This window comes from Enterococcus nangangensis (genome assembly GCF_005405245.1).
GTDB classification, from domain to species: Bacteria; Bacillota; Bacilli; order Lactobacillales; family Enterococcaceae; genus Enterococcus_J; species Enterococcus_J nangangensis.
Window position 1 is genome coordinate 140,931 of the sequence record NZ_BJDR01000001.1, and the last position, 12,459, is coordinate 153,389.

Genomic DNA, 12,459 nt, shown 5'->3' on the forward strand with positions numbered 1-12,459 from the left:
CTTAAGACAACAAAGTCAGGTGGTACCACGTGCAAACGTCCTTTCAATCGAAAGGGCTATTTTTTTTATCCTAAAAAGGTAGGTGTCAAGATGGATACAGTAGAATTTATTGCCAAATACGGTGTAACCCGCAAACAAACTGACTCTTTGAAGTGGGATGCTTTAGAGGAACGCTTTGGGTCGGCTGATTTATTACCATTATGGGTAGCAGATATGGAATTTAAAGTACCAGACGGCGTGACGGCAGCTTTACAAGAGCGGATTAGTCATGGTGTTTATGGTTACTCACAAATACCCGCTAATTATTTTCCAGCTTTTGCGGCGTGGCAAAAAAAACGTCACGGCGTTCTTTTGCAACCGGAGTGGTTACGATTTTCGCGGGGTGTCGTGGAATCTTTATTGCATCTCGTCCAAATTTATTCGCAGGAAAAAGAAGCAGTCTTGATTCAGCCACCAGTCTATTATCCTTTTGCGAATGTTGTGAAGTTGGCTGGCCGACGTTTGGTTGAGTCGCCTTTAAAACAAACGGCAACGGGCTACCAAATGGATTTGGTAGATTTCGAAAAGAAAATCCAAGAAGAGCAAGTGAAAATTTTTATTTTGTGTTCACCCCACAATCCAGTGGGCCGTGTTTGGTCAGCTGCGGAACTCACGGCAGTCTTGGAAATTTGCCAAAAGCATGACGTCTTAGTAATTGCTGATGAAATTCATCAAGATTATATTTTGCAGGCTGAACCCTTCATCTCGGTATTAAAAGTAGCTGACGATGCTTTTTTAAAGAACGTTATCGTGGTGAATGCACCATCCAAAACGTTTAACTTAGCTAGTTTATTGAATGGTCATATTTTGATTCCTGATGACAGTTTACGGCGCCAATTTGATCGCCGCATTGGCCGCTTCAGCCAGTCAGAAAATTCGCTTTTAGGCTTGATTGCTGGCGCTGCTGCTTACGAAACAGGTGAAGAATGGTTTGATCAGTTATTAACGGTGATTCGACAAAACTATCACTATGTGGCCACGACTTTGACTGAAGCTTGTCCGCAAGTGAAAGTGGGGGATTTGCAAGGAACGTATCTGCTATGGATTGATTTAAGTCAAGTTTGTCCTAGCGAAAAATTAGAGACGTTTATTAAAGATGAGTGTGGCTTAGCTGTAGATTTTGGTTCATGGTTTGCTAAGGAGAGCGGCGGTTTTATCCGCATGAATTTAGCGACAGTACCCCGTAACATCGAAAAAGCCGTGGCGCAATTAATTCAAGGAATTCAAAAAGGAGTAAAAGAAAATGACTGAAGAACATATTGATACTTTATTAGCCCAAATTGGGAATCATTTTGATCAACAAACAGGGGCCATTAGTGCACCCATTTATCTATCCACTACCTATGCTCATCCCAAATTAGGGGAAAGCACCGGCTTTGACTATACCCGGACAAAAAATCCAACGCGGGACATCTTAGAACGCGCTTTAGCAAAACTTGAAGATGGCACCCATGGGATTGTCACGAGTTCGGGCATGGCGGCCATTCAGTTGGTCTTAGGAATTTTTCCGCAAGGTTCAACTTTTCTCGTCGGTCGTGATATTTATGGGGGGAGCTTCCGTTACTTCGACTTTTTAGCGCAACAAGGTACAGCGAATTTCCGTTACTTTAATAATGATGCGGAATTGGCGGCCTTATTAGATGAAACTGTTGATGCCGTCTTTTTGGAAACTCCCACGAATCCTCTAATGAACATTTTTGATATTGAAGCTGCCGTACACCAAGCTAAAAAGGTTGGGGCACTGGTGATTGTCGACAACACTTTCTTAACGCCATTGCGGCAAAAACCTTTGAACTTGGGGGCCGACATTGTCCTACACTCCGGCACTAAATTTTTAGCGGGCCACAACGATATTTTAGCGGGAGTGGTGGTCACTAAAAATGACCAGCTAGGGGAAAAACTTTTGTGGTTGGCTAATACAACAGGTCCTACTTTAAGTCCTTTTGATAGTTGGTTATTTATCCGCAGTTTGAAAACTTTATCTTTACGTGTCGACCGTCAAGAAAAAAATGCTCAAGCAATCGTCGCGCAGCTGAAAAAGAATGCGTATATTAAAGATGTTTTATATCCAGGGATTGGCGGCATGATTAGTATTCGCGTCAAAGATAGTACAAAGATTGCCGATTTTTTAGGCGCTTTAAAAATCTTTTCTTTTGCTGAGAGTTTGGGGGGCGTAGAAAGTCTAGTTACTTATCCCACAACACAAACGCACCACGATATCCCACAAGAAGTGCGGGAGTCTTACGGTTTAACACCAGACTTATTACGGCTGGCTATCGGGATTGAAGATCCAACTGATTTAATCGCCGATTTGGAACAAGCTTTAGCCGTGATGGCTTAAAAATTTTTGTGTCTTGCCTTACTTTTATGGTCATGACAGCAAAGTAATTTTATGAGGAATTGGGGGAAACAGTATGCCGATTCGGCTACCAAAAGATTTACCGGCAACGGAGATTTTACAAAAGGAAAATGTCTTTGCCATTAGTGATACGCGGGCGAATCATCAAGATATTCGTCCTTTAGAAATTTTAGTGGCCAATTTGATGCCGGATAAAATTAACGCCGAGGTGCAATTATTGCGCTTGTTGTCCCAAAGTCCATTACAAGTTAATGCGACGCTCTTAAAAATGAGCCAACACGAAAGCAAACACACTAGTGCTACCCACTTAGAAAAATTTTACCAAGAGTTTGCACGACTGCAAGATTTAACTTTTGACGCCATGATTATTACGGGGGCACCTTTAGAGAAAATTCCCTTTGAAGAGGTAGACTATTGGCAAGAATTGACGACAATTATGGATTGGAGTCAAAGCCACTGTACATCAGTTTTACACATCTGTTGGGGCGCGCAGGCCGGTCTTTACCACCACTTTGGCATTGAAAAAGTATTATATGCAAAAAAACTTTTTGGCATTTATCCGCAAATAGCTACTGACTTAGACTCGCCGCTCTTAACGGGCTTTGATGATTGTTTTTATACGCCGCAATCTCGCTACACAGGTATAAATCCTAAACAAGTAGCCGAAAGTTCCTTACAAGTGCTGGCAGCCAGTTCAGAAATTGGTCCAACAATTTTAGTCTCGCCTGATGAAAAAAATATTTTTCTACTGGGCCACTTTGAGTATGAAACGTCCACTTTAGACGAGGAATATCGCCGTGATCATCAACGGGGGCTGACTACCGCACTACCGCAAAATTATTATTTAAATGATGACCCCCAGCAGACGATTGTCAATCGGTGGCGGGGACATGCGACTTTATTTTTCCTCAACTGGTTAAATGAAGTATATCAAGTCACGCCATATGATTTGTCGAAAATTTTAGTAAATGAAAGGTGTAAAAGATGGTAAAAGTAGCGAAATTTGGCGGTTCTTCTTTAGCCAATACCCGGCAGTTCCAAAAAGTGAAAGCCATTATTGAAGCTGATTCCACCCGACAAATTGTCGTCGTCTCCGCTTTAGGAAAAAGCCAAGTAACCGATGATAAAATTACTGACTTACTTTACATTTTATACGCCCATATGAAACACGGCGTCTCTTATGCCGACTTGTGGCAAACCATTGCAGCGCGTTTTATGACTGTGAAAACCGAGCTAGGTTTGCAGTTTCCGATGGAAGAAGCATTAGGAAAGCTGTATCAAGAGATTCAAAAAGAAACGGTTTCTGAAGATTACTTAGTTAGTCGCGGCGAGTATTTGACGGCCTTATTAATGAGTGAGTACTTAGGTTTTACTTTTGTGGATGCCAAAGAAATTATTCGTTATGGCTATGATGGTAAAATCGACTATTTAGCTACGGCTAGCCAGTTCCAAGTTTATCGGAAAAAGTATGCCAAAATTTTAGTGCCAGGCTTTTACGGTGCTTATCCCAATCAACAAATTAAATTAATGTCCCGTGGTGGCAGCGATGTAACCGGGGCAATCTTAGCGCGGGTAGCACAGGCGACACTCTATGAAAATTGGACGGATGTTTCCGGCATTTTATTGGCCGATCCCCGTTTGATTGACAGGCCTGAGCGCGTTAGTTTTGCGACTTATCAAGAGTTGCAGGAGCTTTCTTTTATGGGCGCTAATGTTTTACATGAAGAAGCTATTTTACCTGTGCAAGAAGTGAAAATTCCCATTCAAATCAAAAATACCAATTGCCCCCAAGATCCAGGTACGTTAATCTCCGAGACGGCGCAAACGACTCGGCACAATATTACGGGAATCGCCGGTAAAAAAGGGTACATTGCTTTGGTTTTAGGAAAACGCCAAATGATTTCCGAAATTGGTTTTTTATATCGCGCGATGGAAATTATTAAGAACCACGAAATCTTTATTGAGTACATCTTAAGTGGTTATGACAACGTCGCGATTATTTTGCCGAAAAAGGAAGTAGAGTTGAGCCTTTACCAACTGATGGCTGAACTAAAAGCTACACTTCATCTTGATAGTCTAGAAATTTTAGAAGATATTGCTTTAGTGGTGGTAGTAGGACGCTCGGCTGGAAAAAATGTCAACCTGTCGGCAAATGTTCTAGGAATTTTAGGGGCCGCTGGAATTGATGTTGGTTTAGTTTCTCAGAGTACCGCAGAACTAAATATCGTCTTAGGGGTAAAACGCAGCGATTTTGCCCAGACGATTCAAAAATTATATGCAGGATTAGTAAAGGGGGGCGACGCATGAGCCAAGTCATTCATTTAGCATTATTGGGTTGTGGGGTTGTAGGCCAAGGTGTTTTAACACAGCTAAAAATTCAAAAAAAATTATTGAAAAGCCGCCAAGTAAATTTTGCTATTACCAAAGTTTTAGTCCGCGATCCGGCAAAATATCAAGACCTTGCACGGGAGCATCAACTGGAATTGGTCACTGATATTCAAGACATTTTAACTGACCCGCAAATTGATATTGTGATTGAGGTCATGGGAGGCTTTCAACCTGCTGAAGATTACATTCTCGCTTGCTTTGCGGCAGGTAAGCATGTGGTGAGCGCCAATAAAAATTTAATCGCCAAAAATGGTCCATTATTGATTGCCACCGCCCAAGAAAATCAAGTGGCTTTCTACTATGAAGGGGCGGTTTGTGGAGGTGTCCCGATTTTACGCACGATTGCCCAAGCCTACAGCGGCGATGAAATTTTCAATGTAGCTGGCATTGTAAATGGGACATGTAACTTTATTTTGTCCCAGATGTCGCAAAAACAATTGAATTACCAAGAAGCTTTGGTTTTAGCGCAAAAAAATGGTTTTGCGGAAGCAGACCCGACCAATGATGTGGCAGGATGGGATGCCAGCTACAAGTTAGTTATCTTAGCCCACTTTGCCTATGGCCGCAAAGTTGCTTTAGAGGATTTAAAAGTAGCCGGTATCGAAAACGTTACCGCTCAAGATATTAAAATGGCCCAACAAATTGGTTATCGTATTAAGCTGATTGCTGAAACAAAAAAAGTTGGGAATGCGATCACTTTGATAGTTTGGCCGACTTTAGTCTTTGAAAGTCATTCCCTTGGACAAATTGAAAATGAAAATAATGGCGTTTTTGTCAAGAGTAATAATTTGGGAGAAGCGTTATATATCGGTCCCGGGGCTGGCAGTCAACCCACGTCCAATAGCGTGGTTACGGATTTAATTACTGTCGCTTCTGAGATGAAATTAAATATCACAGGTCAAACATTCCATTCTTTTGATGAAGCAGGAACAGTGGTGCCACAAAATGAGTTGCAAAAAACTTTTGTGGTCTTTTTAACGAAAGAATTACTGACAACACGGCAAATTCTTGCTACCATAAAAGAAGAAGGATTTACTGTTACTTTCCAAGAATTAAAAGACAATGGCCTAGCTTTATTTACTCAGCGCTTATCTTTTAATGAAGTGGAACGCTTAGAGAAATTTATTGATGGTAAAGCCTATCCCATTTTTGAGTAGGAGGTTATTTAATGGCGGAAACGATGATTTTAAAAAAAGGTGCCAATGGTTTTGAACTTGCCGTTCCAGATAAACCCAATTGGATTTTATTACGCCAAGGAGGGTATTCACCGGTACAATCTTTAGTCAACGCAGTAGCTGCTTGTGGAGGTTATGTCTATCAAGAGGTCCTGGAAAATTCCAAAATTGTGGGTACCATTCAAGAAGTTCACGTTAGTTATGAACGAAATTTAGAGAAAAAAGCCCATCCTATTAAAACAATTACAATTCATTTTTTAACAGTTGGGATAACTAAGGAACAGCAAGAAAAAGCGCAACGTTGTTTACGCTTAGTGTCACCAAATTGTCCAGTGATTCAGTCACTAGATCCAGCAATTGAAGTCATTGAAACAGTAGCTTTTTAGGATAAATCTACTTGTAAAGTTAGTCTTTAATAAGGCTAACTTTTTTATTTTGGCAAAATTTTTTTTGGAAATTAGTGAAGAAATAAACTGTTGTCATATGGTAAGGAATTATTGCAAAAAGGGAACGTCTTTTTTTATTTAAAATCGTTAAATTAGCTTGACGAAAAAGAAGGAGATGACTACCATGAAGAAAAACACATAATCTTTTGAAAATTTAACTATTCAAAGGGATAGAATTGGGGAACAACATGAGAATGCGTGGATTTGATGTTTTGGGGCTCGGTATTTTGTTGCTGATTTTTGCCCAGCAAATTTGGTGGCAGCAACTGGAGGCAAGCAACCTTTTAATTGCTGCTGTGCTAGCCATTGCTGGCTACCTAATGACAGGTTTGACTTTAGAACACGTCAAAAAGCAAGGAAAATTTTATTTAGGACATTATCTTCTGAAGGGGATTAAAAGTATTTTTGTGCCGCTTGCTTTATTGGCACTTATTGGGGGAATTTGGGCTTATTGCTGGCAGCCAAGTGTGTTGGCAGATTTTAGCCATCAACTTTTTGCCAGTTTCGGCTGTGTATTGAATATCTATCAACTGTTTACCGATACTAGCACTGGTGTGGCTGCACCTCAGCTCTTCAGTAGCCTGTGGCCCTTAGCGAATCTTTGTCAACTTACGGTAATCTGGGGGCTAGTTCTCTGGTTCTTAGAAAAAATTCGACCCAAAGGAAAAAAAGCCGCTCCTTTTTGGTTTGCCACAGCGGCTAGTTTAACCCTCTTAACTTTTGGTGGCAGTATCGCTTTTAGTTTGCTAGCCTCTAGTTCATCGCTACTTTATCTTCCCTTTATGTATGCGCCAGGCTTTTTGGCCGGTAGTGCCCTGAGTTGTCTTTTAGGAGTCAACGAGGAAACGACGATGTTAACTAACTTTAGTCGCCGTTATTCCCATTCACGATTAATCTTTGGCACTGGAGGAGCTTTAGGACTTTTAGTGCTAGCGGTTTGTTTTTTCCCTAATGAAAGTCGTGGGGCCCTAATGAGTGGTACCACGTTAGGTTGGCTTGTCGCTTTAGTCCTTTTATTTCATGGTCGTCTTTTAGCTGATCAACAAAAATTCCGTTTGGGAAATGGCTGGTGGAGCTTTCTTTTGGCAAGTTACTGTTTTTTTAGCGGAATAAGTATTATCTTGCTGCCGCAATGGGGTGTCCTTTTAGGCGGGAGTGTCACGCTTCTGCTGAGCCTTGCTGGTGGGCTAGGGGTGCGCTTTTTAGCCAGACATTACCGACAACTTTCATTAGGCAAAGAGCGGCTAGTCGTCTTAGGAACTAGTTTCTTATTACTAGGTTTTATTTATGGCGGAGTCGGGAGTTCTCGCTTGCATGCGGATGCAACGGCGACCACGGCTACGGCAGAAGAGGTCACCACCACCTCAACTAGTGTGACACCACCAATCAACGATGTCACGACGTTTTTATTAGCTGCTTGGCAGCCTCTTTTGGCTCAAGCTACTGGTCAAGCGGATATTGCGGTTTATGACCATACTAGTGGCTTAACGTATCACTTAACTAATAATGGGCTGCATACGACTTTTGAAACAGCCAGTATCGTTAAAGTTTCTGTGGCCTCTCTTTACATGAAATCTTTAGAGACAGGGGCCCTCACTGTGAGTGAAGACGATGAAGTTGAGTTAAAATATATGATTGAACAAAGCGATAATGAGGCGACAACTTATTTGTTAAAGGAGCGACTTGGAGGTTTTGCTTCTTTAAGTACATTGTTTACTACCCTGGGGATGACGGATAGTCATTATACGGAAGAATCATGGGGGCTGACGACCACCACAGCCTTAGATCAAATTACTTTGTTAAACATGCTAGCCTATAATGAAGGCAATTACTTAAGTCTTACTTCTCGTGAGAAAATTTTAGCTTTGATGGGGAATGTAGATTCAGAACAAGATTGGGGAATTTCTGTGGGGGCGCCAGCTTTTCAAATAAAAAATGGTTGGTTAGACCGCAGTGATGGTACTTGGGTAATTAATAGTATCGGGCACGTTTATGATCCTACCAATGAAAAAACGGATTATACAATTGCCGTTTTGAGTAAAAATAATGATTCGGAATTAGCAGGAATTACTTTAGTTGAAGAGTTAGCAGCAGCAACGGCTAAATTATTGATCAACAATTAAAAGACTAGAGCGTAACAGGGCCTTGTCCTATCACGCTCTAGTCTTTTTTAACCAATCCCAATCCAATAATACAAAAGTTTGTCAGCGTAAGTGGGGAAGTCTTTCTGCTGATTGAGGGCCGTTTTTAAGTCTGCTACATAATCGGTAATAACCGCCGTGGCCCCGTAGAAAAGTACGCGATCCATCGTGGAGGAATCATTAATAGTCCAAGCATACACTTCTTTACCATCCGCTTTAGCCGCCGCCACAAAATTACTATTGAGAGTAGTGTGTTCCATCACAAAAAAATCAGCATTGGAGGTGGGGGGACCAATAATATTAAAAGGTAAAATGTAGCCTACTTTTAAATAGGGAGCTAGGGCCTTCACTTTTTCCACCAAAGGATAACTCAGGGATTGGACCCATGAACCGTCCTGTAAGAGGCGCTCACCATAGCGCTGGACAAAAGTTGCAGCTAGTTCTGGAGAATCTTGTGGGGTAATTTTTAATTCTACTAGGAGGGGTTGCTGGCTTTTTTCGGCGGTGGCTAAATAGTCGTCAAAGCTGGCTAAAGGAGCCGTCATCCCGTTGTCTTTAACCGTTAAGGCAGTAGCTTCAGCTAAAGTTAGGTCATCGATATTCACATCATGGCCTGTTAAAGCTTTTAAGTTGCGATCGTGCACCACGGCGAATTCACCGTCTTTTGTTTGAAAAATATCCATTTCAACAAAATCAACACCTAAACGCTGGGTGGCTGTTAAAGCGGCAATGGAATTTTGCACCCCATTAGGAGTACCAGAAAGATCTACTCCGCGGTGGGAGATAATGAGGGGCGTGTGAAAAGAAAAATCAGCTAGGTAGTGGTAATTATAAAGTAGCGCACCGCCAAAAAGGGTGCATAACCCGCCTAATAAAAAGATAGCCCGACCAATCCGCAGACTTCTTTTTTCCCGCGGGGGATAAAAGCGTCGGGGCATTTTTAAAGGCGGTAAGTCGTCTTTTAGCCAGAATAATAGAACATAAAAAAGTAAAGCGGAAAGGAAGGCTGTATGCAAAAGGGTTAAGCCTTGTAATAAGGTTAACGCTAAGACAGCTCCTGGTAAGCCCCAATGGCCTTGCCAACTTTCCATTAAGGCTTGACCGTGGTAAATTAGTAGAAAAATTAAGGAGACTACTCCTAAAACGGCAAAGTAAAGACCGACGATTTGCAACAAAATTTGAACCACATGTCCACGAGTCTTACGCCAACTTTTTTGTAAAGAGACTTTTAACGAATCATCATGTAACAATAAATAAGGTAAGACAAAAATAAAACGGACTGCTAAAAGTAATAACAGGAGATAACCGCCAATAAAACTGGTGACGACGCGATAACGTTGCTGAAAAATATAATCTAAAATAAAGGCGGGAATTTTAATTTTCGCTAGTAAATCAGAATGGAAACCAAGACCAGCCAAGGGTAGTAATAAGACTAAAAAAAGTAAAAAGAAAAGGAGGGTGGCGGGGCGGATTTTTTTAAGTTTAGCTACGGTGATTTTAAATAGTTGAATGACGCTAAGCGGTTGCTTATCTTGAATCGCTTTTAAACTCAACAATAAAAAACTGAATTCAAAGAAAAGGACTGCCAAAGTCAAAATTAAAAGGAGCAGTAGCGCTAATAATAAAACTCCGTGTTGTTGGAAGATTTGGGGAATATTGTCAGAAGACAAATATTTTACGCCGCCGAGCTTTAAAATCAGTTTCATACTCGCTTCTAAGGCGGGAATTAAAACAAAAAGCATTAAAGCGTGCATCACTAAGGTGTCACGAAAATAAGCTTTACTTTGGCGGAGAAAATGACTAGTTAATTTAATTTGATTCCATAAAGTTTTCATGAGTTGTTCTCCTTTAAAAGGCAGGGCCGACAAAAAAAGACTGCCGCCACTGATGGGTGCAGTCTTAGGGTACACGGAAAAAGTTAGAAAATCAATGGTGAAGCAGTTGTGCTAACCACTGACCACCGTAGATTAAGCCGTAACTATACATGGAAATCGTCAAAGGTTTTGCTAATAAGATAATCGTACTAAAACGTTTAAAGGACATCTTCGTTAAACCAGCGATGAGACATAACGCATCATCAGGTGCTATGGGAAAGAAGATAGCTGCCGCAAAAAATTTATCAAAACGTTTTTGATTGTCAATGTAGCCGATATATTTTTTGTAGGTTTTTTCAGAGATTAAAGATTGAATCAAAGGTTTCCCGTAATGACGCGCTAGTTGGAAGTTAATCATGGAACCTAGGACGATGCCGATATAGTTATAGAGAAATCCTTGCCACGGTCCAAAAATAATAACACCAGCGGCTAGTGAAATGCTCCCAGGGATAAAAGGGACGATTACTTGCAAAACTTGAATTAAAATAAAAACTACGGGTGCAAAAATAGTAGCTTTACCTAAAGTTAATTGTAGTTGTGTCAGATCTTTAAAGATACCTAAGTGGTAAAAATAAATGGTCAAGGAGATCGTCGCAATCAAGCCAGCTAACGAAATCAAATTGATAATTTTTCTAGAGATTACTTGGGTCATGTTGGGCTCCTCTCTTAAGCTACTGTTAGTCTATCAAAGCAGTAGGAAAAAGACATCAGACTTAAGTCCAATTTTTTTCTCATCAAAAGTAACAGCTTTATGTGACAAAAGCAATCTTTTTAAGGAGGATTATTTGTAATTTAAGAAAAAGCTAAGTTTAGCGGACGCGATGACGTAATAATTTTTTTTCAGCAAGAGAGGTAAGCATAAAACCCGCTGCAATGGCGCCGGCTGTGACAATCACTTTTACCACATAGCCAAAAGTTTGACTCTGGTCATCCAGAACTAAGCTACGTACCGCTTGATAGGCTGGTCCTCCGGGTACAAGAGGAACTAAGGCGGGAATGTTAAAAATAATGGTGGGGTACTTTAAGCGTCGAGAGAAAAAAATCGCCAACAGTCCAATGAGTAACGCCCCTAAAAAGTTACCAAAGGCATCACTGGAAAAAATAGTGTGGGTATAATAGTAACATACCCAACCACAAGCACCGGTAAAGCCCGCTGCTAGCAAAGTTTTTTTGGGAATATTAGTAATCACGCCAAAAGCAATCGTGGAAAGACCACTTAAAATAAAATGAATCAGAGCTGTAAACATTTTTTTGCCTACTTTCTAGAAAAATAATTTTAAACTAATAGCAATCCCGATACCAATAGCGCCAGCTGTGAAGAAAGCCTCCATAATCCGCGCCGTACCCGCTAGTAAATGTCCCGCTAAGATGTCGCGGAAAGAATTGGTAATAGAAACGCCGGGAACTAAAGGCATCACTGCTCCAATAATAATCGCATCGATATTGTTGCCGAAACCTAAGCGGACAGAGCAAATGGCCAAGACACCAATCGTAAAGGCAGCTAGAAAATCATTTAAAAAAGAAATCTCAAAAAATTTATTCGCCGCCTTATCTACGCCATAACCGAGCCCGCCGATTAAAAAGGCTGGCAAAATATCTTGCAGATTAGTAAAGAATAAATAAACGAGAGTGCAAGAGACAACTGCAGCAGAAAAAATTTGCCAACTCCAGGAGTAGGTAGTTTTATATTTATCTAAATTTTTTAAGGCATCATAAAATTCGGCAAGACTAAGCTCTTTGCGTTGATATTGGCGGGAGAGCTGATTGACGATGGCAACTTTTTCTAAATCAATACTACGTTTCATGACATTAGCTAGCTGGGTAATGGGTTCTTCCCCAAGTCCCATAAAAAGGCCAGTGGCAGTAACGTAACTAACCGATTGCGGATAGCCAGCATTTTGAGCGATACGGCTCATGGTATCTTCGACGCGATAAACTTCCGAGCCGCTCTCTGTCATAATTTTACCTGCCTTTAAGCAAGTTTTTAAAACTAATTCTTTATCTTCCATCTTGTTCACCTTTATTTATCTATTGAAG

11 protein-coding genes and 1 other annotated feature (1 of these 12 cut by a window edge) are annotated in these 12,459 nt (G+C 40.9%); of the genes, 7 read left to right on the plus strand and 4 right to left on the minus strand.

Annotation, left to right across the window (positions count from 1 at the left end; all coding sequences use genetic code 11):
- Positions 1-46, plus strand: a binding site (T-box leader) (it extends 161 nt beyond the left edge of the window).
- Between the two features lie 44 nt (positions 47-90).
- From FFM57_RS00810 to FFM57_RS00840, 7 genes are all read left to right on the plus strand, one after another.
- Positions 91-1,290 carry a MalY/PatB family protein gene (locus FFM57_RS00810; protein WP_137598621.1) on the plus strand — a complete coding sequence of 400 codons (1,200 nt, stop codon included), beginning with the start codon at positions 91-93 and terminating at the stop codon, positions 1,288-1,290.
- Positions 1,283-2,380, plus strand: coding sequence for a PLP-dependent transferase (locus tag FFM57_RS00815; protein WP_137598622.1), 1,098 nt, complete (start codon positions 1,283-1,285; stop codon positions 2,378-2,380). The genes FFM57_RS00810 and FFM57_RS00815 overlap by 8 nt, the downstream gene beginning before the upstream one ends.
- Before the next feature lie 73 nt (positions 2,381-2,453).
- Complete coding sequence (locus FFM57_RS00820; protein ID WP_137598623.1) at positions 2,454-3,389, plus strand: homoserine O-succinyltransferase; 936 nt, start codon at positions 2,454-2,456, stop codon at positions 3,387-3,389.
- On the plus strand, positions 3,383-4,705 hold the full coding sequence (locus FFM57_RS00825; protein WP_137598624.1) for an aspartate kinase: 1,323 nt from the start codon (positions 3,383-3,385) through the stop codon (positions 4,703-4,705). Before FFM57_RS00820 ends, FFM57_RS00825 begins: the two co-directional genes overlap by 7 nt.
- Entirely contained in the window at positions 4,702-5,943 is a 1,242-nt protein-coding gene (locus FFM57_RS00830) for a homoserine dehydrogenase (protein WP_137598625.1), read from the plus strand. The genes FFM57_RS00825 and FFM57_RS00830 overlap by 4 nt, the downstream gene beginning before the upstream one ends.
- Before the next feature lie 23 nt (positions 5,944-5,966).
- Positions 5,967-6,347, plus strand: coding sequence for an OsmC family protein (locus FFM57_RS00835; protein WP_137598686.1), 381 nt, complete (start codon positions 5,967-5,969; stop codon positions 6,345-6,347).
- Between the two features lie 248 nt (positions 6,348-6,595).
- Positions 6,596-8,530, plus strand: a complete 1,935-nt coding sequence (locus FFM57_RS00840) for a serine hydrolase (protein WP_137598626.1) — start codon at positions 6,596-6,598, stop codon at positions 8,528-8,530.
- A gap of 47 nt (positions 8,531-8,577) precedes the next feature.
- Here FFM57_RS00840 and FFM57_RS00845 read toward each other — a convergent pair whose 3' ends face one another.
- From FFM57_RS00845 to FFM57_RS00860, 4 genes are all read right to left on the minus strand, one after another.
- Entirely contained in the window at positions 8,578-10,383 is a 1,806-nt protein-coding gene (locus tag FFM57_RS00845; protein WP_137598627.1) for a glycerophosphodiester phosphodiesterase, read from the minus strand.
- 91 nt (positions 10,384-10,474) lie between these two features.
- Positions 10,475-11,074, minus strand: a complete 600-nt coding sequence (locus FFM57_RS00850; RefSeq protein WP_137598628.1) for a TVP38/TMEM64 family protein — start codon at positions 11,072-11,074, stop codon at positions 10,475-10,477.
- Positions 11,075-11,231: 157 nt separating this feature from the next.
- Positions 11,232-11,669, minus strand: a complete 438-nt coding sequence (locus FFM57_RS00855; protein WP_137598629.1) for a threonine/serine exporter family protein — start codon at positions 11,667-11,669, stop codon at positions 11,232-11,234.
- 15 nt (positions 11,670-11,684) lie between these two features.
- The gene (locus tag FFM57_RS00860) at positions 11,685-12,431 is read right to left on the minus strand and encodes a threonine/serine exporter family protein (RefSeq protein ID WP_137598630.1); all 747 of its coding nucleotides are present in this window, start codon (positions 12,429-12,431) and stop codon (positions 11,685-11,687) included.
- Positions 12,432-12,459 lie beyond the last annotated feature (28 nt).

Bases quoted from the DNA above. Each gene is read 5' to 3' on its own strand.
- FFM57_RS00810 (WP_137598621.1), top strand. From the start codon at position 91: ATGGATACAGTAGAATTTATTGCCAAATACGGTGTAACCCGCAAACAA.
- FFM57_RS00815 (WP_137598622.1), top strand. From the start codon at position 1,283: ATGACTGAAGAACATATTGATACTTTATTAGCCCAAATTGGGAATCAT.
- FFM57_RS00820 (WP_137598623.1), top strand. From the start codon at position 2,454: ATGCCGATTCGGCTACCAAAAGATTTACCGGCAACGGAGATTTTACAA.
- FFM57_RS00825 (WP_137598624.1), top strand. From the start codon at position 3,383: ATGGTAAAAGTAGCGAAATTTGGCGGTTCTTCTTTAGCCAATACCCGG.
- FFM57_RS00830 (WP_137598625.1), top strand. From the start codon at position 4,702: ATGAGCCAAGTCATTCATTTAGCATTATTGGGTTGTGGGGTTGTAGGC.
- FFM57_RS00835 (WP_137598686.1), top strand. From the start codon at position 5,967: ATGATTTTAAAAAAAGGTGCCAATGGTTTTGAACTTGCCGTTCCAGAT.
- FFM57_RS00840 (WP_137598626.1), top strand. From the start codon at position 6,596: ATGAGAATGCGTGGATTTGATGTTTTGGGGCTCGGTATTTTGTTGCTG.
- FFM57_RS00845 (WP_137598627.1), bottom strand. From the start codon at position 10,383: ATGAAAACTTTATGGAATCAAATTAAATTAACTAGTCATTTTCTCCGC.
- FFM57_RS00850 (WP_137598628.1), bottom strand. From the start codon at position 11,074: ATGACCCAAGTAATCTCTAGAAAAATTATCAATTTGATTTCGTTAGCT.
- FFM57_RS00855 (WP_137598629.1), bottom strand. From the start codon at position 11,669: ATGTTTACAGCTCTGATTCATTTTATTTTAAGTGGTCTTTCCACGATT.
- FFM57_RS00860 (WP_137598630.1), bottom strand. From the start codon at position 12,431: ATGGAAGATAAAGAATTAGTTTTAAAAACTTGCTTAAAGGCAGGTAAA.